A 21,277-nucleotide genomic window follows, 5' to 3' on the forward strand; every position below is an offset into this window, starting at 1 on the left:
ACGCCTTGTGCTTTCGAGGCTTGTAACACCGTCCGGGTCACAGGCCCATGTCAAATCGTGCATGGCGGCGATGCCTGTCTGTGCCGCGTCAGATCGCCCGTGTCGCGCGCTCCAGCCAGTCGCGGGCGCCGGGCGACAGCCGGTCGGCCAGTTTCGCGCGGATCTCGGCGTGATAGGCGTCGAGCCAGGCGCGTTCCTCGGCGTCCAGCATCTCCGGCACGACCAGTGCGCGGTCGATGGGCACCCATGTCAGGGTCTCGAAGTCCAGCATCGCGCGGTCGTCGGCGCCCGGCAGCGTCCCGGCCGTCTGCACCACCACCAGGTTCTCGATCCGGATGCCGAAGGCGCCCTCGCGGTAATATCCCGGCTCGTTCGACAGGATCATGCCGGGCTTCAGCGGCACCTCCGAGACGCGCGACAGCCGTTGCGGGCCTTCGTGGACCGACAGGTAAACGCCGACGCCGTGGCCGGTGCTGTGGTCGTAGTCCTGCCCCGCGCGCCAGAGTGCGATGCGGGCCAGTGCGTCGAGGTCGCGGCCCGCGCGGCCTTCGGGCCAGCGGGCGCGGGAGATGGCGATCATCCCCTTCAGGACGCGGGTGAAACAGGCGCGCTGTTCCTCGGTGGGCGTGCCGATGGCGACGGTACGGGTGATATCGGTCGTGCCGTCGAGATACTGGCCGCCTGAATCCACCAGCAGGAGCTCGCCGGGTTTCACGGCCCGGTTGGTCTCTTCGGTCACGCGGTAATGCACGATGGCCCCGTTCGGGCCGGCGCCGCAGATCGTGTCGAAACTGATCTCGCGCAGCGCGTTGGTGGCGCGGCGGTAGCCTTCCAGCGCGGTGACGACGTCGATCTCGGTCAGGCCGCCGGTCGGCGCCTCGGCGTCGAGCCAGGCGAGGAATTCGCACATCGCGGCGGCGTCGCGCAGATGCGCGGTGCGGGTGGCGGCGATCTCGGTGTCGCTCTTGCAGGCCTTGGGCAGGATGCAGGGGTCGTCGTCATGCGCCACCTCGACGCCCGCGCGCTCCAGGATACGGGTGACGGCGAGGGGGGCGGTGCCCTTGTCGACGCGCACCGGACCGTCCAGCACGGCGAGCGCCCCGGCGAAGCCGTCCCAGTGCGACTGGGCGATCATCGGGTCGGGGCCGAGGCCTTCAAACTTCTCGGGGTCGGAGAACAGCTGCATCCGCCCGTCGTCGTGCAGGATGGCGAAGGCCTGGGTCACCGGGGTGCGCGGGATGTCCGCGCCGCGGATGTTCAGAAGCCAGCAGAGCGAGTCGGGCAGGGTGAGCACCGCCGCCTTCTGGCCGGCCGCACGCAGCGCGGCGGCGATGCGCTCGCGCTTGGTCTCGTCGCCGTCGCCGGCCAGCTCCTTTGGGTATTTCTCCACCGGCGCGGCGGGGCGGGGGGGACGGTCGGTCCAGATCCGGTCGACCAGGTTGTCGCATTCGACCAGCTCGATGCCGGTGCCCTGCAGCCTGCCTTCGGTCCTCGTGATCTCGTCCAGCGTGTGCAGCCACGGGTCGAAGCCGACGCGCCCGCCCTCGGGCAGCGCGCCCTTCAGCCAGTCGCCGAGCTTCGTCTCGGGCCAGTCGACCGGCGTGAAATCATCCGCGACCTGTGCCTTGACCTGCACCCGGTAGCGGCCGTCGACGAAAAGGCCCGCCCGGTCGCGCAGCGCCGCGCAGAAGCCGGCCGAGCCGGTGAAGCCGGTGAGCCAGGCCAGCCGTTCGTCGCAGGGGGCGACGTATTCGCCCTGGTGCCGGTCGGCGCGGGGGACGAGGAAGCCGTCGAGCCCCTCCCGCGCGATCTCGGCGCGCAGCGCGGCGAGCCGCGGCGGGCCCTGGTCGGGAGAGGTGGGGGCGTCGAAGGTCTGGAACATACAGCATCTCCTTTGGCGCGGAGACTGCACCGGCGCGCGGGGGATGGCCAGAGGGGCGGTTTCCAAGCGGCCCCTCGCTGCGCTCGGCAAGCTGTTTTCTCTCCGCCTCGGCTTCGCCTGCGGGGGAGGCCGCCGGTGGTGCCGTGGCGCGGAGGCCCGGCGGTGCCGCTTAGGGCTGGGGCAGAGCCGGGACGGTCGCGGGGCCTAGCTTGCCTTGCGGATGCCCATGATGCGGGCCCGTGCGCGCGGGTCCTTGTCGAACAGCGCGGCGAGCTGTTCGGTCATGGCGCCGGCCAGCTGTTCGACGTCGGTGATCGTCACGGCCCGGTCGTAGTAGCGCGTCACGTCATGGCCGATGCCGATCGCCAGAAGCTCCACCAGCTTCTTCTTCTCGATCATCGCGATCACGTCGCGCAGGTGTTTCTCCAGGTAGTTCGCCGGGTTCACCGACAGGGTCGAATCGTCCACCGGGGCGCCGTCGGAGATCACCATCAGGATGCGCCGCGCCTCGGGGCGGTAGGCGATGCGGCGATGCGCCCATTCCAGCGCCTCGCCGTCGATGTTCTCCTTCAGAAGTCCCTCCTTCATCATCAGCCCGAGATTGTCGCGCGAGCGGCGCCAGGGCGCGTCGGCGGCCTTGTAGATGATGTGGCGCAGGTCGTTCAGGCGGCCGGGGCTTTGCGGGCGGCCCGCGTTCAGCCAGTCCTCGCGCGCCTGCCCGCCCTTCCAGGCGCGGGTGGTGAAGCCAAGAATCTCGACCTTCACGTCGCAGCGTTCCAGCGTGCGGGCCAGCACGTCGGCGCAGATCGCGGCGATCGAGATCGGCCGGCCGCGCATCGAGCCCGAGTTGTCCAGCAGGAGCGTCACGACGGTGTCGCGGAACTCCATGTCCTGTTCGACCTTGAAGGACAGGGGCGTCGTCGGGTTGGCGACGACGCGCGCCAGCCGGCCGGCATCGAGGATGCCCTCCTCGCGGTCGAAGTCCCACGAGCGGTTCTGCTGTGCCTGAAGCCGGCGCTGCAGCTTGTTGGCCAGCCGGCCGACGGCGCCCTTCAGGGGTTCGAGCTGCTGGTCGAGATAGGCGCGCAGGCGCTCCAGCTCCTGCGGTTCGGCCAGGTCCTCGGCCTTGATCTCCTCGTCATGCGCCGTCGTGTAGACGGTATAGTCGGGGTCGGCCTCGGAATGCGGCGGCGGCGGCGGGTCGAGCGGCATCTCGCCCTCGGGCATCTCGGTCTCGTCCGACATCTCCATGTCGTCGGTGTCGTCCATCGAGACCTCGGCCTGGGCCGCGTCCATCTGCTCTTCCTGCGACTGCTCGGGCGAGGCGTCGGGGTCCTGCTCGGTCTCGTCGTCCTCCGAGCCGGTGCTGTCGGGCTCGTCTTCTTCCTCGTCCGAGGCGGTCTCTTCGTCCTCCTGGTCGTCCAGGTCGTCCGGATCCTCGCCCAGCTGGTCGCCATAGCCCATGTCGTCGATCATCTGGCGGGCGAACTTGGCGAAGGCGGACTGGTCGCGCAGGGTCTCCTGCAGGTTCTCCAGCGTGTCGCCGCATTTCTCCTCGATGAACGGCCGCCACAGCTCCATGACGTTCTCGGCGCCCTCTGGGACGGGGCGGCCCGAGGCGAGGTGGCGGATCAGGTAGCCGGCGGCGGCGGCGAGCGGCGCCTCGCTGACATCGGTGATCTGGCCGTAGCCCTTGCGCGCGGCCTCGGCGCCGATCTTGGCGTCGATGTTGGAGGCGGTGCCGGGCATGTCGCGGGCGCCGACGGCCTCGCACCGGGCGGTCTCCATCGCCTCGTAGAGATCGCGGGCCATCTGGCCCGGTGGCGCATAGCGGTTGTGGGTGCCGGCGTCGTGATGCTTGAGCTTCAGCGCGTAGGCGTCGGCGGTGCCGCGCGCCAGCAGCACCTCCTCGCGGGTCATGCGGCGGCTGATCTGCGGCAGGCGGACGCTGTCGTTCGAGGCGCCGGGCGGATCGACCGAATAGCTGACCTGCAATTCGGGGTCGTCGGCCATCACGCGGGTGGCCTCGGCCAGAGCCTTCTTGAACGGATCCGCGGGGTTGTCGCTCTGCTTCGTCATGCCCCGATACATCGGTCCGAACGGGCCGGAAAGCAAGGCGGATTCGCGGCTCAGGCGCCCAGCAGCAGCCGGTCGCAGGTGGCGATCAGGCGGTCGGCCCGGCGGCGGGCGACGGCGCGCGCGGCCGGGTCGGCCGCGAAGGTCGCCTGTTGCAACAGCGCGGCCTGCGCCGCCTTGGCCGCGATCCGCCAGCCCAGCACCTCGCGGCCCCGGCCGGGCGGGATCACCGCGTCGAGGAGGTCGGCAAAGCGGTTGCGGCGGCGTTCGGTGTCCTCCGAGGCCGGGCCGTCCGTCAGCCACTGATGCTCCATCAGGGCGGAATAGCGGCCGGTGCAGGTGGCGAACTCGCGGGGCAGATCGAACGCCCGGGCCGGCGCGGGGAGGAGCGTGGCGGCGAGGAGCGTGGCAGCGAGGGCCATCGCGGGGCCGAGTGTTTTCAGACCGCTCATGAAATGGACTTTACCCCAAATTAACCGATGATCAATTACGCAGTTTGCGAAAGCTGTCTGCCGCGCGTGCCGGGGCGCGTCCCCAGCTTTCGCTTGACCGGCCGGCGACGGGCCGCCCAGAAAGAGTCTGTTCGATTTCGATACAAGGATTTTGACCGATGCGACGGCTTGTGTTTTTCGCTCTTTCCGCCTGGCTCGGCGCGCTGCCGGCGGCGGCGCAGGACTGCGCCACGCTGATGGCGGCGTTCCGCGTCCCCGAACCGCCCCGCAACGTCCGCGCGCCGGCCCCGCCGACCGAGGCGCTGGGCTGCACCCGCGACCAGCTCGCCATGTTCCAGAAGAACCTCGCCGCCATCGCCGAGGCCGCGCCGGTGGCCGGGCCGGAGCAGCTCTACGGCACCTGGCTGGGCGACAACGTGCTGGGCTATGTGGCGGGCATCATGGTGCCGGGCCAGGAGGTGCTGCGCATCGCGCCGGGCGAGGCGCCGGGTTCGCTGCATGTGCGGCAATACTGGATCAAGGCGGTCCTGCCTGACGGCGCCCCGATGCCGTGGACGCCCGGCGCGGGCTATGCCGGGCTGCTGTCGGAGGGCCGGCTGATCCCGGGGGGCGGGCGCAAGGGCGGCTATACCCGCGATTACGACGACAGTTTCGCCTATTCGGGCCGCAGTTTCGAATTCGACCGCAGCGTCGACCTGTTCGTGAAGTTCTCGGTGAACTACTTCGAGCGGCCGCTGGCCTTTCTGCGCGACGGCGACACGCTGGTGATCCGCTACAACCGCATGGATCCCTATATGCGGGAGGATACCGAGGACACGGCCACCTTCACCCGCGTCGCCGACGACGCACCAGACATCGCGATCCTTCTTGTGGCGGCCGGAGAGCTGAGCCAGGCGCAGCATTTCGACTGTCTGTCCCACCAGATCAGCGAAGGGCAGGGGCCGCTGTTCGACGCGCTCGCGCCGCTTTCGCCGGCGGAGACGGTCCGGCTGCTGGAGCCGGTCGCAATGGCCGATGCGGAGCGGTACGCGCTGAGCCGGGTGACGCCGGACGCGCAGGGCGCGGACTGGGCCGAGCGGATGCAGGCCGTCGCCGAGGGGCTGATCGCGCTCTACGACGATCCGGAGTTCCGCCCGCTGATGGAGGCGCTGGCCTCCGGCGATCTGGGCTGTCCGCCGCTTTACTGACGCGGCGGTCCGTTGGCGGGCAGGATCAGATCGCGGCACTGGCGGATGCGCTGCGTCAGCTGGGCCGCGGCCCGTTCGGCGCGGCCGGCGTCTGGGCTGTCATGTGTCTCGCGCAGCAGCCCGGCGATCTCGGTCCAGCCGCGGGCGCGCCAGACGCGGGGTTGGCGTTCCGGCACGCCCTCGTCATAGGCGGCGGGCAGCGTCGCTTCCAGCAACATGTCGAAATCCTGCATCAACCGCCGCGTGGCCGTCGCCTCGGGATCCTCCATGGCCGACTGGCGCACTGCCAGCGCCGACAGTCGCCCCGAGCAGACCGCGAAGGTCTGGGCGCGTTCATGCGCATAGAAGGGAAGCGAGCCGGCCCGGGCCGTCGTCACGCAGGCCGTCGCGAGGGCGAGGATTACCAGCAAACGTGTCATGTAACGACCTTATGACACCGGCGTCACAGGTCAAGTCGTATATACGAAAGATGCACATAGTATAGCGTTTCGGCGCCACGTTCGTCGGCCCCGCCGCGCCGCGGGCGCGCCGGGCCCTTCTCACGGGCGCCCGGCGGATGGGTTCGGTTCGCCTGCCCGGGGTCTGCGCCGGCCGGACCGGGGGAAATGCGTATTTGCGACGAGAAGAAGACCGGGGGACGGTAACGCGCTGTTAACCCCGGTGCGTCATGGTCGGAGTCGCGGTACAGGCTGGCGAGCCGATGACCGCACGAGGAGAAGCCCCGCCGATCCCCTCGCTCCGGCGACCTGGATCGGCGGGGTGGACTCGCGACACGGGCTTCTTCTCGTTCGAAATACGCAAACGCGCCCTGTCCGCCCGTGCGACGGCCGGGACGGCGCGCCTAGTCGATCGCGATGGAGGCGGCGCTTTCGGGTAGTTCCTCGTCGAAGCAGCGCTGGAAGAATTCCGCGACCGTTTCGCGCTCCAGCTCGTCGCACTTGTTCAGGAAGGTCACCCGGAAGGCGTAGCCGATATTGCGGAAGATCTCGGCGTTCTGCGCCCAGTTGATCACCGTCCGCGGGCTCATCACGGTCGACAGCTCGCCGTTCATGAAGGCGGTGCGGGTCAGGTCCGCGACGGTCACCATCTGGCTGACCTGCTTGCGGCCCTTCTCGGTGTTGTAATGCGGGTTCTTGGCCAGGACGATGGCCGTCTCGGCATCGTGGGACAGGTAGTTCAGGGTACAGACCAGCGACCAGCGGTCCATCTGCGCCTGGTTGATCTGCTGCACCCCGTGATACAGGCCCGTCGTGTCGCCAAGACCCACGGTGTTGGCCGTGGCGAACAGGCGGAAGAACGGGTGCGGCGTGATCACCTCGTTCTGGTCCAGAAGCGTCAGCTTGCCGTCATGCTCCAGCACCCGCTGGATCACGAACATCACGTCGGCGCGGCCGGCGTCGTATTCGTCGAACACGATGGCGGTGGGGTTGCGCAGCGCCCAGGGCAGAATGCCCTCCTGGAACACCGTGACCTGCTTGCCGTCCTTCAGCTTGATCGCGTCCTTGCCGATCAGGTCGATCCGGCTGATATGGCTGTCGAGGTTCACCCGCACGCAGGGCCAGTTCAGCCGGGCGGCGACCTGTTCGATATGGGTCGACTTGCCGGTGCCGTGATAGCCCTGGATGATCAGCCGGCGGTTGCGGCTGAACGCGGCGAGGATCGCCAGCGTCGTGTCGGGGTCGAACTTGTAGGTGGAATCCAGGTCCGGCACCCGCTCGCTGCCGTCGGCGAAGCCCTTGACCTTCATGTCGGTGTCGATGCCGAACACGTCGCGGACATCGACCTCTTCGGTCGGTTTCGCCGTCACATCCAGGTTTCCGTCCGCCATCTCGACCTCTGTTAACAGGAATTCGTGCCTCTCGCGGCGGCGCAGCGGGCCGCCCGCGCGCCTTCATGTAAGATTGTGCCGGGAAGGTCAACGCCAGCCCGGGGGGCGCCGTCGCGGTCACGCCTGCGCGATTTCCTGACACCGATCGGCCACGTCCCGCGTGTCTGCCCTACATGCAATTCCGGAAAGGAGAGATGTCATGAGACGCAGAGACTTCACATTCGCCGCCGCGGCCGCGACCGCCGCCCTGGCCGGTCTGCGCCCGACCGCCGGCGCCGCCGATACCGACGCGCCCTATGTCACCGTGCAGCGCACCGAAGAGGAATGGCGCGCCATGCTGACCGAGGCCGAGTACGAGGTGCTGCGCGAGGAGGGGACCGAGCCGGCCTTCTCCAGCCCGCTGAACGACGAAACCCGCGCGGGCACGTTCCACTGCAAGGGCTGCGATCTGCCGGTCTATCCCTCGGGCACCAAGTTCAAGAGCGGCACCGGCTGGCCCAGCTTCTGGGCGCCGATCGAGGATGCGGTGCGCACCAAGCCCGACCGCAAGCTGTTCGTCACGCGAACCGAGGTGCATTGCCGCCGCTGCGGCTCGCATCTGGGCCACATCTTCGACGACGGGCCGGAGCCGACCGGCAAGCGCCACTGCCTGAACGGCATCGCGCTGACCTTCACGCCGGCCGAGGGGACGTCCGAGAGCGGGTAGAGGTCGCTCCGCACCCGCCCGGGGCGCGCGCTGACGCCGCGTCCGGCGCTACAGCCAGGTCGGCGCATCGAACACCGTCGGCGCCACCGGCGTGCCGTCGGTCAGAGTCGCGTGCCGGCGGTAGGTGGCGAAGCCCGGCGGGATCAGCGTGCCGGGGCGTGCCTCGTCGAGGAAGATGTGCTTGGTGTTCTCCGGCGTCACCGGCAGCGCCGCCGGATCGTCGAGGGTGCCGGAATAGATGCCTGCGCGATCGGGCCAGCGCGCGAAGGTCAGCGCGATCTTGGTGCCGCAGCGGTCGCAGAAATGCACGTGGATGTCCTGCCCGCTGCCCTCCGACGGCAAGGTGAAGACCGACGGCGTGCCGGAGGTGACCCGAAACGAGTCGCGCTCGTAGATCGGCTCGATCATGCCGGCCGCGCCGGTCGCGCGCTGGCAGAAGCGGCAGTAGCACACCGTCACCCAGAGCGGCGTCGCCGGCACGCGGTAGCGCAGCTCTCCGCACAGGCATCCGCCCTCGGCGCTTTCCATCGTCGGGCTCCCCTCGCAACGATCGCCGCGCGACGCCGGACGGGGCCCGAGTCGCGCATGTCAGTGCGGCAAGCCTAGACCATCGCGGACCGGATGAGGAGACGTCGGAGGCGGCCGGTGCGCGGCCGGGACGGGACCGGCCCAAGCGCGGTGCCTCAGCCCTGGAAGTTGCGGCTGTCCTTGATCTGGTCCCAGGCCCAGACGACTTCCTGCAGGCGATCCTCGTCGGACCGGTCGCCGCCGTTCATGTCCGGGTGCAGCACCTTGATCAGCGACTTGTAGGCCTTGCGGATCTCGGTCTTGGTCCAGTGATCCTTGGCCTCCAGGATATCCAGCGCGCGGCGTTCGGTCGGCGGCAGCTTGCGGGTGCCGGTGACCGACTTGCCGGGGTTGCGCGTGGCGTTCTCGCCCAGCACCTGGTGCGGGTCGTCGATGCCCAGCCGCGCCCAGGCGCGCTGTTCGTCGGGCGACTTGGAAAACGGCTTGGTCGAGCGGCCCCAGACCCGGTCGTTGTCGATCTGCTCCTGGAACTCCTCCTCGGTCGTGCCGTTGAAGAAGTTCCACTTCAGATTGTACTCGCGCACGTGTTCCTTGCAGAACCACAGATACTCGTCCAGGTGATCGGGCGAGCGCGGCGCACGGTACTGACCGGCCTCGCGGCAGCCCGGATGCTCGCATTCGCGCTGCGAGGTCTCGAAGGCCCCGGACATGCCACGCTTGCCGCGGTTCCGCTTCTTCTTGTCGGACGACACGCGGAGGTCAAAGCCGAACGGATCAGGATTCGCCATTTGGGTCTGCCTTTGCTACTCGGACGCGGAAGTCTATAGGATTTGCGTCCGTGTGGAAGGGGTGGGCCTCGAAAAAATGTCTCTCACTGAAACGATCGAGCAACGGTTGCGCGACAGCTTCGCGCCGGACACGCTAAGTGTCGAGGATGAAAGCGAAAAACATCGCGGCCACGCCGGTTACCGGGAGGGGGGAGAGAGCCATTTCCGGGTCCATATAAGCGCGCCGGCGTTTGCGTCAATGTCGCGGCTGGAGCGGCACCGCGCGGTGCATGCGGCCCTGGGCGCCGAGGTGATGGACCGGGTCCATGCGCTGGCCCTGCACATCGAGGGCGGGGCGTCGCAGTAGGGGCGGCGCGGCGGCGTTTCGGGGCTGTGCCGCCGGTCATGGCTGATCGCCGTCATTGCCGTTCGTCGCGTGCAGGTGCATCCTGTGGGCGCGGCCGCGCGGCGCGGCTGCCTGTGTCGAGGACATGACATGACCGAGCCCCGAAAGGATCAGACCAGCGCGCGGGTGGAACAGCCCGCCCCCGAAACGCCTCGCGACGAGACCCACGTGCCGGCCTGGGCCGAGGATATCGAGCATACGCTCCGCCGTCTCGCCGCCGAGAAGCAGGCGAAGCGCGAGAAGGATCCCGGCCTTTATCGCTAGGGCGAGTGTCCAGAGCCGAGCACTGGCGCGTCTACGCGGCTGGCGTCGTCGCGCGGTCGCCGGGGCATGTGCGCCCTGTCGCACCTCGATTGTTGAACTCGGGGGCCGCCTTGCCCGACCCATTCCCGGTTTCCCTGATCGAAGGCCTTTTCCCATGTTCCGTGCTCTTGTCCTGACTCTGCTCCTGTGTCCCGCCGCCGGCCGGGCGCAGGACCTCACCCTCCGCCTCACCTGCGACTTGAACGGGCTTGCCGCGCCGATGATCCTGGCCGTCGACTACGTCCAGTCGTTCGACCCCCTCATCGGTCGCGACGGCGGCATCCGCGAGCTGTTCCCCGCCGGTACGGAGATCCAGACGGCCGGTCAGATCCAGGGGCAGGGCGTTACCTATGTCTTCACCGGACGCAACGGATTCGCCGATGTCACCGAACTGCCGTCGAATACCCGGTTCCGCATCCGCTGGGTTCTCGACGGCCCGAACGACGGCGTCTGGATGATCGTCAATCCGTTCGGCCCGGGGCCCACGCGGCATTTCTGTGCCTTCCAGGGCACGATGTAATCCGGGCGTCTTCCGACGTGGCGAGGGGAGAGAACCGGTCCGCGCCCGCGCTCGGGCAGCCAACGCGCCGGCCCGGTCCGGGAAGCGATTCATTTCTGCCACAACGCCGCGCTGAAACGATCCGTTTCCAAACGGGCTTTTGGAGTTGTCCACAGCCGCGTGATACCTCTCGCGCATGCGCCTGGGGGCCGTGAAATCCTTTTCGGAGGCTGATTGATGACTTTCAAACTGACCGCCGCCCTCATGGGCGCCATGCTGTCCGCCGCGCCGGCGCTGGCCTGGACGGACGTGCCGATGCATCCCGCCGGGGCGCCGATGCTGGTCCATCCCTATCCGACCACCAACTACTGCCCCGCCGGCCTGCAGCCGATCACCGTGGGCGGCGTCATCTGCTGCGGCGTGCCGAACACCAGCGAGACCTACTACAACCATCCGGGCTACCGGCCGACCGGCACCTACGTGTCGACCGGCAAGGGCTATGGCGACGGCTACGTCGCCTACGACAAGAGCTACTCGGGCAACTGAGGCGTCTTTCGCCGCGGCCTCCGGCGCCCTGCTTCGGCGGGGCGTTTCGGCGTGCCGAAACAAACTGTTTCCACTCCGTGCTTTGACGCGGCGCCCCCCGCTGTTACGCTTCCTGCGCTTAGCATCCTGCTGCCATACCAGATCATGAGGGGGGCCTATGATCACCAACCATTTCTGCCGCCTGTTGGCGGCCGCTGCCGTCATGGCCGCGTCCGCCACCGCCGCAAATGCCATCTGTACCAACCGTTGGGCCGACGTGACGATCACCTGTCCGAACCCGGTTCCCTATACGGGACCGAAGACGCTGACGCCGACCTCGCGCAACATGCCGACGGTGGGCACGCCCGGGCTCTACAGAAACTGGGGGAACGGATACGACGTGCGGGTTTACCTGCACAGCAACGGCACCGGCTACCAGGATTTCCACTGGCAGAAGTCCCAGAATTAGAGAAAGCGGCCCCGCAGAGGGCCGCTTCCATCCGCCGCGCGTGGGCGGCGCGCGCTCAGATCGCCTTCAGATCGCCCGCCGAGGAGCGGCCGTCGCGGCCCTCGCGCAGCTCGTAGGCGACCTTCTGGTTGTCGGCGAGGCCGGTCAGCCCCGCGCGTTCGACGGCCGAGATATGCACGAACACGTCCTTGCCGCCCTCGTCGGGCGCGATGAAGCCATAACCCTTGGTGGTGTTGAACCATTTGACGGTGCCGGTCGGCATTCCGCTTCTCCTTGTCCCAGTCTCCCGCCCGCGGAATTGCGACGGGTCGGTGCAGCCAGGGTCTTCCAAGTCTCAGAGGCTGCTCCGGACAGGAGCGGTCTTCGAAGAAAGTCTGTTGTCACGGGCAACAGGATGTTCCATTCCCTCCGTGAATCAAGTGAATTCTTGGTGTCAGCAACCGCTTCGTCCGCCCTCGACAGCCGGAGATATTCGCCATGCGCCTTTTCGGGCTGACAACCTGCGACACCTGCCGGAAAGCGAAAAAGGCTTTGGTGTCGGATGGTTATGCGCCAGACTTCGTGGACGTTCGGACCGACGGGATCGACCGGGCGACACTTGAACGCTTCCACGCAGAGTTCGGCGCGGATCTGCTCAACCGCAGGTCGACCACCTGGCGCGGCCTGTCCGAGTCGGAGCGCGCCGGCGCGCCGCCGGATCTGATCGCGACTCATCCCGCCCTGATGAAGCGGCCGGTGATCGAGGCGGATGACGGCACGCTCTATCTGGGCTGGGGCCGCGACGTCCAGGCCGCGCTTCTGGGATAGCTCAGCCCGAGACGGGGCGCGGCGCCGGTTCCGGCCGGTCCAGAACGAAACGGTCGACGGAAACCGGCCCGCCGCCGCGGAACACCAGGTAGAGCAGGACGAACACCCAGAACGCCCGCTGGTCGACGATATGTGCGTCGGGGACGCGGTCGAACCACATGCCGATGGTCTCGGCGTCGGCGCCGTGGCCGTAGATATCCGTCAGGCTCTGGACCGCGACGAAGCCGACCATGCCCAGCGCGGCAAGGCGGGTGAACAGGCCGAGGACGATCAGCGGCGGCAGCACGAATTCCGCCCAGGTCCCGGCCAGCGCGACCAGCTTGTAGCCGAGGCCCAGCGCGGCGGGGTTGTAGCTGACCGCCTCCATCGCCTTCGGGAACATCTGTACGTAGGCGCCGGAGGAGAGGTTGACGAAGCCGAAGACCCCGTCGCCCAGCTTGGTCATCGCCGACGACCAGTAATAGCCCAGCAGCACCGCGGCAAAGATCAGCCGCGCGAGGGTGGGCAGGACGGCGGGGGCCAGCCGCTCGATCTGGCCGAAGGCCGCGTTGTGGAGCGAAATCAGCCGGTTCATTCCTGGTCTCCTTCGTCAAGTCCCGCGATGGCGCCCCCGCCGAGCAGCAGCGACAAGAGGCCCGGCAGGTCGAATTCGGCCACCTGCGCGACGGCCGCCTCGTAGGCGGCGCCGAAGCTTTCGCCCTGCAGGACCGCCGCCACGAAGGTGCCGCCCCCCGGGGGCAGCAGGTGCGGCGCCGGGTCGAAGTCCGGCCGGGTGATCAGCACGTTCTCGCCCCGGCTCTCGGGCTTCGGCGCGTCGTCTGTCATGTTGAACCGCCAGATGCCGTGGATCGGCCAGCGCGAGCGGACGAGCCGCACCGCGGGGGCCAACCGGAGCCGGGCGGCCATCAGGCGGTCGGCCGGCATGTCTTGCAGCGTTTCGGGCGCGAGGGGCGTCGCGTCGGCCGCGTGGTAGGAGCCGCGCAAGGCGAGCTCCAGCCGCGCGACATCGGGCAGGTAGCCGAGGCGGCGGAGCGGGCCGAAGTTCTCCAGGAACTGCGGCATCTCCTGGCCGTAATGCATCATCAGCGGCGAGGTGGGCGGATGCGCGCGCAGGTAGGCGCCGGCGAGGCGGCGGAAGTTGTCCGATCCGACAAGCTTGCGGAGGAGGGGGAAGGCCGTCTCCAGCGCCTCGGTCAGGCTGACGGCGACGTTGTTGCGGTAGACGTCGAACCGCTTGGTGGCGGCGGCGCCGTCGGGGTTCGTCAGGCCCGGCGGCACGGCCTGCCCGGGGTCGAAGACGGCCCGCGTGAAATCGGTCTGCGTCACGCTCATCCCGCCGGCTCCAGCACGGCGGCGGCGCGCTCCGCCTCGGCGGCCAGCACCGGCCAGTCGGGCACGTCGGTATCCCATTCGATCAGCGTCGGCTTGCGCCCGCCGACCGCGATCGTGTGGGCATAGAGCGCCCAGACCGGATCGACCACCTCGCGCCCGTGGCTGTCGATCAGAAGCGGCGCGCCGGTCTCGTCGGCATCCTCGTCATGGCCGCCCAGATGGATCTCGCCGACATGGGCGTGCGGGAAGGCGTCGATGTAGGAATAGGGGTCGGTCTGCTGGTTCGTGGCCGAGACGAAGACGTTGTTCACGTCCAGAAGCAGGCCGCAGCCGGTGCGCCGGGCGATCTCGCCCAGGAACTCGACCTCGCTCATCTCGCTCTCGACGAAGGCAAGGTAGGTCGACGGGTTCTCCAGCAGCATGCGCCGGCCCAGCGCGTCCTGCACCTCGTCGATATGGGAACAGACGCGGGCCAGCGTGGCCTGGGTGTAGGGCAGGGGGAGCAGGTCGTTCAGGAAATGGCTGTCGTGGGTGGACCAGGCGAGATGCTCGGAAAAGCTCGCCGGGTGCAGCCAGCCGACGAGATGGCTCAGCCGCGCCAGGTGGTCGGGGTCCAGCCGGCCCTCTCCGCCGATGGAGAGGCCCACGCCGTGGACCGAGATGGGAAAGCGCTCGGCCAGGTGGCGCAGCTGCGCCAGCGGGCGGCCGCCGTCGCCCATATAGTTCTCGGCATGGATTTCCAGCCATTCCACGGGCCGGGCATCGGCCTGGATGGCGGCGAAATGCTGCAGCTTATAGCCCACGCCGGGGGCGTCGGGCAGCCGGTCGAACCGCGGGGTCCGGGCGTCGAGCATGGGGCCTCCCTGTCTGTCGTGCGAAGGTCCGGGCGCGGCACGCGCGCCGCGCCCGGCATTGTCCGGAGCGCTCCGGATCAGGACGGCAGGTCGCGGTCCAGCGGCTCGAGCGAGCCCATGCGGTCGCCCGGCAGCATCATCTCGCCGCCCTCGGCCAGGACCGGCGAGCTGGTCTCGCAGGTGCCTTCCTCGACCAGGGTCCAGGAGTTGCCCTGGTAGTCGACCTTCGAGGTGCCGGCGCAGGTGGTGCCGGGACCGGCCGCGCAATCGTTCTCGCCCGCGAGCGACACGCCGTAGCACTTCACCTGCTCCTGCGCCGCCGCGGTGCCCGCAACGCCGAGTCCCATCACGGCCGTGGCGATGGCGGTGGCGAAGAGCGTCTTGTTCGTCGAGTTCATGTCTGTCCTCCGAAGTTGGATCACTGGAGCGCCGTCGTGGCGTCCGTGCTAGGCTGTTCGGGGACGGGGCGGCGAATGTTACGTCGTTCACGGACAGGTGAAAAAAGCGCGCGAAATCGACAGGAAGCTGTAACGTTTGCGCGGGCCGCGCCGAAGGGAGGGACAATGACGGATCGCAACGAGCGCTGGGGGGACCTCCTTCGCCGCGCGAACCGGGGGGAGGCCGAGGCCTACGCCCGGTTCCTGGGCGAGGCTGCGCCGGTGATCCGCACAATCGTCCGGGGACGGTCGGGCAGCGAGACCGGGGTCGAGGATATCGTCCAGGAGGTGCTGCTTGCGGTCCATGCCAAGCGCCATACCTGGCGCGAGACGGATCCGGTGACGCCGTGGCTTTACGCCATCGCGCGCTACAAGTCGGCCGACGCGGTCCGCAGCCGCGGGCGCGGCGGGGCGCAGGTGCCGCTGGACGACGTGGCCGAGCGGCTGGCCGACGACAGCGGCGGCGATCCGACCGCCGCGCGCGACCTCGGGCGGTTGCTGGACGAGATCGACGACCGCTCCGCCCGCATCGTGCGGGCGGTGGGGGTCGAAGGCGAAAGCGCGGGCGAAGTGGGCGCGCGCCTGGGAATGAGCGAAGGCGCGGTGCGGGTCGCCTATCACCGCGCGATGAATCGGCTGCGCAAGCTGGCCGGGACCGAAGACATGACGGAAGAGACGAAGGAATGAAGACCGAGGAGTTGATCGCGAAACTGGCAGCGGAGCCGGCTCCGGCCCCCGCCGCGTCGCTGGAACGGCGCGCGGGGCTGGGCGTGCTGGCCGGCGGCGTGGTGGCGATTGCCCTGTTCTTCGCGGTGCTGGGCCTGCGGCCGGATCTGCCGGCGCATATGGCCGAGCCGGTGACGCTGATGAAGACGGTGCTTCCGCTGGGTCTGGCCGCGCTGCTGCTGCCGGCGGTGATGCACGCCGCGCGCCCGGGGGTGCCGCTGGGCTGGACGGCGTGGCTGGCAGTTGCGGTGCCGGTGGCGGCGGTCGCCCTGTTCGTCTGGGCCTTCGCGACGGCCGCGCCGGGCGAACGGCTGACGCTGTTCATCGGCCACTCGATCCCGGTCTGCCTGCCGACGATCCCGGTGCTGGCCATGCCGATCCTGGCCGGGCTGGTCTATGCGCTGCGCCGCGGCGCCCCCGAGCATCCCCGCGTCTGCGGGGCGCTGGCGGGATTGGCGGCCGGCGGGCTGGCGACGACCACCTATTCGCTGTTCTGCACCGAGGATTCGCCGCTGTTCTACGCGACGTGGTACAGCCTCGCGATCCTGGTCGTCGCCGGGCTCGGGGCCTGGGCGGGGAAGAGGTATCTGCGGTGGTGAGGCCTTGGGGCCGAGCGCAGCGTCTGCGACGGACGCCCGCGCGGCCCCGCGCTCCGGTCGTCCCGAAGCGCGGGGCCTGAGCGGTCAGGCGGCTGCCTGATCCGGCGCCAGGGCTTCGGTCACCAGCGCGTCGGTGATCGCCTCCAGCTCCTCGACCTTGGTCTGCTTCTCGCCCAGCCGCCGCACCGAGACGGTGCGGTCCGCGACCTCCTTCATCCCGCAGGCGAGGATCACCGGCACCTTCGCGACCGAGTGTTCGCGGACCTTGTAGTTGATCTTCTCGTTGCGGATGTCGGCCTCGGCCCGGATGCCGCGCGCCTTGAGCGCGTTCACCACCTCGTGCACGTAGTCGTCGGCATCCGACACGATGGAGGCGACGACCACCTGCCGCGGCGCCAGCCAGAACGGCAGCTTGCCGGAGTAGTTCTCGATCAGGATGCCGATGAACCGCTCGAAGCTGCCGAGGATCGCCCGGTGCAGCATGACCGGGCGGTGCTTGTCCCCGTCCGCGCCGATATAGGTCGCGTCCAGCCGTTCGGGCAGCTGGAAATCGGCCTGGAACGTGCCGCACTGCCATTCCCGCCCGATCGCGTCGGTCAGCTTGAAGTCCAGCTTCGGGCCGTAGAACGCGCCTTCGCCCGGGTCCACCTCATAGTCGTTGCGCACCGACAGGATCGCCTGTTCCAGCGCCTGCTCGGCCTTGTCCCACTGCGCGTCCGTGCCGATCCGTACCTCGGGCCGGGTGGAGAACTTGATGTCGAACTTCGGAAAGCCGGTGTCGCGGTAGATGCCCGACAAGAGGTCGATGAACTTGGCGCACTCGCTCTCGATCTGGTCCTCGGTGCAGAAGATATGCGCGTCGTCCTGGGTAAAGCCGCGCACCCGCATCAGCCCGTGCAGCGCGCCGTGCGGCTCGTAGCGGTGGCACGAGCCGAACTCGGCCAGCCGCAGCGGCAGGTCGCGGTAGGACTTGATGCCCTGGTTGAAGATCTGCACGTGGCAGGGGCAGTTCATCGGCTTGAGGGCATTGGCGCGCTTCTCGTTCGCATGCTCCTCGTCGATCTCGGTGATGAACATGTTCTCGCGGTACTTGTCCCAGTGCCCGCTTGCTTCCCACAGTTTGCGGTCCACCACCTGCGGCGTCCTGATCTCGCGGTACCCGGCCTTCGTCAGCTTGCGGCGCATGTAGTCTTCCATCTGGCGATAGACGGTCCAGCCGTCGGGATGCCAGAAGACCATGCCGGGCGCTTCCTCCTGGAAGTGGAACAGGCTCATCTCGCGGCCCAGCCGCCGGTGGTCGCGCTTTTCCGCCTCCTCCAGGAAGGTCAGATGCGCCTTCAGGTCATTCCGGTTCTTGAAGGCCACGCCGTAGATCCGCTGCAGCTGCTGCCGGCTGGCGTCGCCGCGCCAGTAGGCGCCGGCCACGCGCATCAGCTTGAAGGCGTCCGCCGGGACCTGCCCGGTGTTCTGGAAATGCGGGCCGCGGCAGAGATCCTGCCAGTGGCCGTGCCAGTACATGCGGATGGGCTGATCGCCCGGGATCGCCTCGACCAGCTCCACCTTGTAGGGCTCGTTGTTGGCCTCGTAGTAGCGGATGGCACGGTCGCGGTCCCAGACCTCGGTGGTGACCGGGTCGCGGCGGTTGATGATTTCCTTCATCTTCGCCTCGATCGCGCCGAGATCCTCGGGCGTGAACGGCTCTTCGCGGTCGAAGTCGTAGTAGAAGCCGTTGTCGATGACGGGGCCGATGGTGACCTTCACCTCGGGCCACAGCTCCTGAACGGCGCGGGCCATGATGTGCGCGGCGTCGTGGCGGATCAGCTCCAGCGCCTGCTTGTCGTCCTGCAGGGTGTGGATCGCGATCTCGGCGTCGCCCTCGATGGGCCACTGCAGGTCGTAATGCGCGCCGTTCACGGTGGCGCTGATCGCCTTCTTCGACAGGCTCTTGGAGATCGACTCGGCCACGGCGGCGGGCGTGATGCCGGCGTCGTAGTCGCGCGCGTTGCCATCGGGCAAGGTCAGGGAAATCTGGGCCATATCGGCTCCTCGTCGGTTTGGCGCCCACGGAACGCCCGGTTGCGGGTATATGTGTCCGGGCATATGGGATAGGCGGACAAGCGAAGTCAACACGGCCCCGCGAAGATATCCCTTCCGTGCCGGGCGCGTCCGTGTTTAGTCCATGACCGGAACGGAGGATCGCATGCCATCCTATCTGGACACGCCGCAGGGCCGCCGCATCGCCTATCACCTGACCGAGGGGCGCGGGCCGACCGTGGTGTTCCTGGGCGGCTTCCGCTCGGACATGGCCGGCACCAAGGCGGTGCACCTGGAGGCCTGGGCGCAGGCGCGGGGCCAGGGGTTCCTGCGGCTGGACTATTCGGGCCACGGCGAGTCGTCGGGGGCGTTCGAGGAGGGCAGCATCGGCGACTGGGCAGAGGATGCGTTCCAGGTCATCAACGCCACCGTCGAGGGATCGGTCGTGCTGGTCGGCTCGTCGATGGGCGGCTGGATCGCGCTGATCCTGTCGCGGCGGTTGCAGGCCAAGGTCCGCGGGCTCGTCGGCATCGCCGCGGCGCCGGATTTCACCGAGGATTCGATGTGGGCCGGCTTCGACGAGGCGCAGCGGCAGGCGCTGGAGGCCGAGGGGCGGGTCGAACAGCCGTCCGACTACTCCGACGAGCCCTATGTCATCACGCGCCGGCTGATCGAGGAGGGCCGGTCGCAGCTGGTGCTGCGCGACGCGCTGCCCTTGCCGTATCCCGTGCGCCTGCTGCAGGGGACGGCGGACGAGGACGTGGATCGGTCGGTGGCGCTGCGACTGCTGGATCATGCCGAAGGCGACGACATCCGCTTGACGCTTGTGAAGGGCGCCGACCACCGGTTTTCCACGCCGGACTGCCTGGCGCTGATCGAGCGGTCCATCGTGGACGTGCTGGATTTGACGAAGGATTGACCATGGACCAGCGGATCAGTCTCATCACGCTGGCGGCGGCCGACCTGGATGCGGCGCGCGCCTTCTACGAAAACCTGGGCTGGGAGGTGACCGACGCGACCGAGGGCATCGTCGTGTTCGACCTGATCGGCCAGACGCTGGGGCTGTATTCCAAGGCCGGGCTGGCCCGCGACATGGGGCTGTCCGAGGACGAGATCGGCGGCTTTTCCGGCATCACGCTGGCGCACAACCTGCCCACGCGCGAGGCGGTGGACGCGCTCTATGCGCGGTTCGTCGAGGCCGGCGGCCGTGGCGTCAAGGCGCCGCACGAGGTGTTCTGGGGCGGCTATACGTCCTACGCGGCGGATCTCGACGGCCATGTCTGGGAGATCGCGCATAACCCGTTCTCGCCGCTGGGGCCGAAGGGCGAGTTTCAGTGGAGAGGCGCGTGAGGGCACCCGGCTCCTATGTCGGACTGGAAAAGCTGGGGCGGGTGCGCCTGTCGCGTCATTTCGAACTGCGCAACTTCCTGTATTCGGAGATCGCCAACCACTACGGGCGGTCGAATGTGCCGGAGGACCCGGGCCTTCTGATCGCGGCCGGCCGGCGGCTGGCCGAGGACCTGCTCGATCCGCTGGTCGAGACCTTCGGGCCCATCGACATCCGCTCGGGCTATCGCTCGCCGGCGCTGAACCATTTCGGCGCGACCGAGGTGCGGCCGCAGAAATGCAGCTCGAACGAGGTAAGCCGCGCGGGGCATATCTGGGACCGGCGCGACGCGGCGGGCCGGATGGGCGCCACCGTCTCGATCGCGGTGCCGTGGTTCGCGGCGCAGTACAATGCCGGGCGGGACTGGCGCGACCTGGCGTGGTGGCTCTATGATCACCTGGCGTTCCACGCGGTGTGCTTCTTCCCGAACAACGCCGCGTTCAACCTGACCTGGCGCGAAGAACCGGAGCGGGTAGTGTCGAGCTATATCGCCCCCAAGGGCAAGCTCGCCGGCGCCGGGCGCGTACCGGACCCGGAGCGTCACGCGCGCTATGCCGACTTCCCGCCCTACCGGGGCATCGCCTATCCGGAAATCCCCGGACGGGCGGACTCAGAGCTTACACATGCGCAACCTGTTTGAAGGTGATTTGCGATGAAATTGCGGTATGAATTTCACATATCGAACAATAGGCGGGTTCAGCGATGACCGACCCGCTGGTTCTCATCCCCGGTATGATGGCCGACAGCCGCGGGTTCCTGCCGCAGATCGTCGAGCTGAGCTGGGACACGGCGCTGCACATCTCCGCCCCGCTGCACGCCAGCAGCGTCGAGGAGATGGCGCAGGACACGCTGGCCACGGCGCCGGAGACCTTCGCGCTCTGCGGCCACGGCCTGGGCGGCATGGTGGCCATCGAGATCCTCCGCCGGGCGCCCGAGCGGGTGACGCGCCTGGCGCTGATGGACACCAGCTGCCAGTCCGAGATGCCGACCGTCGCCGCCGCCCGCGAGACCCGGATCGTCGCGGCGCGGGCCGGCCGGCTGGCCGAGGCGATGCATGACGAGCTGAAGCCCGACCACCTTTCCGCCGGGCCGGAGCGCGACGGCATCCACCAGGTGATGCAGGAGATGGCGCAGGATCTGGGCGCCGAAGTCTATATCCGCCAGTCCCGCGCGCTGCAGAAACGGCCCGACCAGCAAGGCACGCTGCGCCGCGCCCGCACGCCGACGCTGATCCTCTGCGGCGAGGACGACACGCTCTATCCGGTGCGCCGCCACGAGTTCATGGCGCACCTGATGCCGATGGCGAAGCTGGAGGTGGTGGCCGGCGCCGGGCATCTCCCGGCGCTGGAAAACCCTAATGCCGTGTCTGCGATCCTGCGGAATTGGCTTTCGTGGCCGACTTCCGCGGGGCGCGGCGCCTCGGCTTCGCCGAACTGGACGTAGCGGCCTCGTCCGCGTCGCCGGGGCCCGCCT

The 21,277-nt window shown here is 68.7% G+C and carries 27 protein-coding genes; 14 read left to right on the plus strand and 13 right to left on the minus strand.

The window, feature by feature from the left end; genetic code table 11:
* Positions 1 to 88: 88 nt before the first annotated feature.
* From P1J78_RS05115 to P1J78_RS05125, 3 genes are all read right to left on the minus strand, one after another.
* A complete protein-coding gene (locus P1J78_RS05115; RefSeq protein ID WP_275566249.1) occupies positions 89 to 1,882 on the minus strand; it encodes an aminopeptidase P family protein in 1,794 nt (597 codons plus the stop codon).
* A 204-nt stretch (positions 1,883 to 2,086) separates the two neighbouring features.
* Positions 2,087 to 3,961: a cobaltochelatase subunit CobT gene (gene cobT, locus P1J78_RS05120; RefSeq protein WP_275566250.1), complete on the minus strand. Its 1,875-nt coding sequence runs from the start codon at positions 3,959 to 3,961 to the stop codon at positions 2,087 to 2,089.
* Between the two features lie 50 nt (positions 3,962 to 4,011).
* Positions 4,012 to 4,410 (minus strand): hypothetical protein, encoded by a 399-nt coding sequence (locus P1J78_RS05125; protein WP_275566251.1) that lies wholly within the window; start codon positions 4,408 to 4,410, stop codon positions 4,012 to 4,014.
* Positions 4,411 to 4,568: 158 nt separating this feature from the next.
* On the opposite strand from P1J78_RS05125, the gene P1J78_RS05130 reads away from it, so the two are divergent.
* On the plus strand, positions 4,569 to 5,597 hold the full coding sequence (locus tag P1J78_RS05130) for a hypothetical protein (protein ID WP_275566252.1): 1,029 nt from the start codon (positions 4,569 to 4,571) through the stop codon (positions 5,595 to 5,597).
* Here P1J78_RS05130 and P1J78_RS05135 read toward each other — a convergent pair.
* Complete coding sequence (locus P1J78_RS05135; RefSeq protein ID WP_275566253.1) at positions 5,591 to 6,016, minus strand: hypothetical protein; 426 nt, start codon at positions 6,014 to 6,016, stop codon at positions 5,591 to 5,593. The two genes, P1J78_RS05130 and P1J78_RS05135, sit on opposite strands and share 7 nt — an antisense overlap.
* A gap of 422 nt (positions 6,017 to 6,438) precedes the next feature.
* Entirely contained in the window at positions 6,439 to 7,425 is a 987-nt protein-coding gene (gene cobS, locus P1J78_RS05140; RefSeq protein WP_275566254.1) for a cobaltochelatase subunit CobS, read from the minus strand.
* A 199-nt stretch (positions 7,426 to 7,624) separates the two neighbouring features.
* Between cobS and msrB the strand changes: the two genes are divergently transcribed.
* Positions 7,625 to 8,131 (plus strand): peptide-methionine (R)-S-oxide reductase MsrB, encoded by a 507-nt coding sequence (gene msrB / locus P1J78_RS05145; RefSeq protein ID WP_275566255.1) that lies wholly within the window; start codon positions 7,625 to 7,627, stop codon positions 8,129 to 8,131.
* Between the two features lie 48 nt (positions 8,132 to 8,179).
* Here msrB and P1J78_RS05150 read toward each other — a convergent pair whose 3' ends face one another.
* Positions 8,180 to 8,659 carry a GFA family protein gene (locus tag P1J78_RS05150; RefSeq protein WP_275566256.1) on the minus strand — a complete coding sequence of 160 codons (480 nt, stop codon included), beginning with the start codon at positions 8,657 to 8,659 and terminating at the stop codon, positions 8,180 to 8,182.
* Between the two features lie 155 nt (positions 8,660 to 8,814).
* The gene (locus P1J78_RS05155) at positions 8,815 to 9,447 is read right to left on the minus strand and encodes a DnaJ domain-containing protein (RefSeq protein WP_275566257.1); all 633 of its coding nucleotides are present in this window, start codon (positions 9,445 to 9,447) and stop codon (positions 8,815 to 8,817) included.
* A gap of 76 nt (positions 9,448 to 9,523) precedes the next feature.
* Here P1J78_RS05155 and P1J78_RS05160 point away from each other — a divergent pair, with 76 nt between their 5' ends.
* The 5 genes from P1J78_RS05160 (at position 9,524) to P1J78_RS05180 (ending at position 11,628) form a co-directional block, all read left to right on the plus strand.
* Entirely contained in the window at positions 9,524 to 9,793 is a 270-nt protein-coding gene (locus P1J78_RS05160) for a BolA family protein (protein WP_275566258.1), read from the plus strand.
* 129 nt (positions 9,794 to 9,922) lie between these two features.
* On the plus strand, positions 9,923 to 10,096 hold the full coding sequence (locus tag P1J78_RS05165; RefSeq protein ID WP_275566259.1) for a hypothetical protein: 174 nt from the start codon (positions 9,923 to 9,925) through the stop codon (positions 10,094 to 10,096).
* Between the two features lie 154 nt (positions 10,097 to 10,250).
* Positions 10,251 to 10,655, plus strand: coding sequence for a hypothetical protein (locus P1J78_RS05170; RefSeq protein WP_275566260.1), 405 nt, complete (start codon positions 10,251 to 10,253; stop codon positions 10,653 to 10,655).
* Positions 10,656 to 10,871: 216 nt separating this feature from the next.
* A complete protein-coding gene (locus P1J78_RS05175) occupies positions 10,872 to 11,180 on the plus strand; it encodes a hypothetical protein (protein ID WP_309568097.1) in 309 nt (102 codons plus the stop codon).
* A gap of 157 nt (positions 11,181 to 11,337) precedes the next feature.
* A complete protein-coding gene (locus tag P1J78_RS05180) occupies positions 11,338 to 11,628 on the plus strand; it encodes a hypothetical protein (RefSeq protein WP_275566261.1) in 291 nt (96 codons plus the stop codon).
* Between the two features lie 55 nt (positions 11,629 to 11,683).
* Here the strand turns inward: P1J78_RS05180 and P1J78_RS05185 are convergent, their stop codons facing one another.
* The gene (locus tag P1J78_RS05185; protein WP_275566262.1) at positions 11,684 to 11,890 is read right to left on the minus strand and encodes a cold-shock protein; all 207 of its coding nucleotides are present in this window, start codon (positions 11,888 to 11,890) and stop codon (positions 11,684 to 11,686) included.
* 215 nt (positions 11,891 to 12,105) lie between these two features.
* Here P1J78_RS05185 and P1J78_RS05190 point away from each other — a divergent pair, with 215 nt between their 5' ends.
* A complete protein-coding gene (locus tag P1J78_RS05190) occupies positions 12,106 to 12,435 on the plus strand; it encodes an ArsC/Spx/MgsR family protein (protein ID WP_275566263.1) in 330 nt (109 codons plus the stop codon).
* A gap of 1 nt (position 12,436) precedes the next feature.
* On the opposite strand, the gene P1J78_RS05195 is transcribed toward P1J78_RS05190, so the two are convergent.
* The 4 genes from P1J78_RS05195 to P1J78_RS05210 all read right to left on the minus strand — a co-directional run bounded on the left by P1J78_RS05195 (position 12,437) and on the right by P1J78_RS05210 (position 15,019).
* Positions 12,437 to 13,009, minus strand: a complete 573-nt coding sequence (locus P1J78_RS05195; protein WP_275566264.1) for a DoxX family protein — start codon at positions 13,007 to 13,009, stop codon at positions 12,437 to 12,439.
* Positions 13,006 to 13,767 carry an HvfC/BufC N-terminal domain-containing protein gene (locus P1J78_RS05200; RefSeq protein ID WP_275566265.1) on the minus strand — a complete coding sequence of 254 codons (762 nt, stop codon included), beginning with the start codon at positions 13,765 to 13,767 and terminating at the stop codon, positions 13,006 to 13,008. The genes P1J78_RS05195 and P1J78_RS05200 overlap by 4 nt, the downstream gene beginning before the upstream one ends.
* Entirely contained in the window at positions 13,764 to 14,621 is an 858-nt protein-coding gene (bufB, locus tag P1J78_RS05205; protein ID WP_275566266.1) for an MNIO family bufferin maturase, read from the minus strand. Before bufB ends, P1J78_RS05200 begins: the two co-directional genes overlap by 4 nt.
* 77 nt (positions 14,622 to 14,698) lie before the next feature.
* Complete coding sequence (locus P1J78_RS05210) at positions 14,699 to 15,019, minus strand: BufA1 family periplasmic bufferin-type metallophore (protein WP_275566267.1); 321 nt, start codon at positions 15,017 to 15,019, stop codon at positions 14,699 to 14,701.
* A gap of 165 nt (positions 15,020 to 15,184) precedes the next feature.
* Here P1J78_RS05210 and P1J78_RS05215 point away from each other — a divergent pair, with 165 nt between their 5' ends.
* Both P1J78_RS05215 and P1J78_RS05220 read left to right on the plus strand, forming a co-directional pair.
* The gene (locus P1J78_RS05215) at positions 15,185 to 15,745 is read left to right on the plus strand and encodes a sigma-70 family RNA polymerase sigma factor (RefSeq protein WP_275566268.1); all 561 of its coding nucleotides are present in this window, start codon (positions 15,185 to 15,187) and stop codon (positions 15,743 to 15,745) included.
* Complete coding sequence (locus tag P1J78_RS05220; RefSeq protein WP_275566269.1) at positions 15,742 to 16,383, plus strand: NrsF family protein; 642 nt, start codon at positions 15,742 to 15,744, stop codon at positions 16,381 to 16,383. Before P1J78_RS05215 ends, P1J78_RS05220 begins: the two co-directional genes overlap by 4 nt.
* Before the next feature lie 84 nt (positions 16,384 to 16,467).
* Here the strand turns inward: P1J78_RS05220 and thrS are convergent, their stop codons facing one another.
* Entirely contained in the window at positions 16,468 to 18,420 is a 1,953-nt protein-coding gene (thrS, locus tag P1J78_RS05225) for a threonine--tRNA ligase (RefSeq protein WP_275566270.1), read from the minus strand.
* Positions 18,421 to 18,583: 163 nt separating this feature from the next.
* Between thrS and P1J78_RS05230 the strand changes: the two genes are divergently transcribed.
* The 4 genes from P1J78_RS05230 to P1J78_RS05245 all read left to right on the plus strand — a co-directional run bounded on the left by P1J78_RS05230 (position 18,584) and on the right by P1J78_RS05245 (position 21,247).
* Positions 18,584 to 19,336 carry an alpha/beta hydrolase gene (locus P1J78_RS05230; protein WP_275566271.1) on the plus strand — a complete coding sequence of 251 codons (753 nt, stop codon included), beginning with the start codon at positions 18,584 to 18,586 and terminating at the stop codon, positions 19,334 to 19,336.
* Positions 19,337 to 19,338: 2 nt separating this feature from the next.
* A complete protein-coding gene (locus P1J78_RS05235; protein WP_275566272.1) occupies positions 19,339 to 19,767 on the plus strand; it encodes a VOC family protein in 429 nt (142 codons plus the stop codon).
* Positions 19,764 to 20,444 (plus strand): hypothetical protein, encoded by a 681-nt coding sequence (locus P1J78_RS05240; protein WP_275566273.1) that lies wholly within the window; start codon positions 19,764 to 19,766, stop codon positions 20,442 to 20,444. The genes P1J78_RS05235 and P1J78_RS05240 overlap by 4 nt, the downstream gene beginning before the upstream one ends.
* A gap of 62 nt (positions 20,445 to 20,506) precedes the next feature.
* Complete coding sequence (locus P1J78_RS05245; RefSeq protein WP_275566274.1) at positions 20,507 to 21,247, plus strand: alpha/beta fold hydrolase; 741 nt, start codon at positions 20,507 to 20,509, stop codon at positions 21,245 to 21,247.
* Positions 21,248 to 21,277 lie beyond the last annotated feature (30 nt).

It is taken from the genome of Psychromarinibacter sediminicola (assembly GCF_029168335.1).
In the GTDB taxonomy this organism is placed as follows: domain Bacteria; phylum Pseudomonadota; class Alphaproteobacteria; order Rhodobacterales; family Rhodobacteraceae; genus Psychromarinibacter; species Psychromarinibacter sediminicola.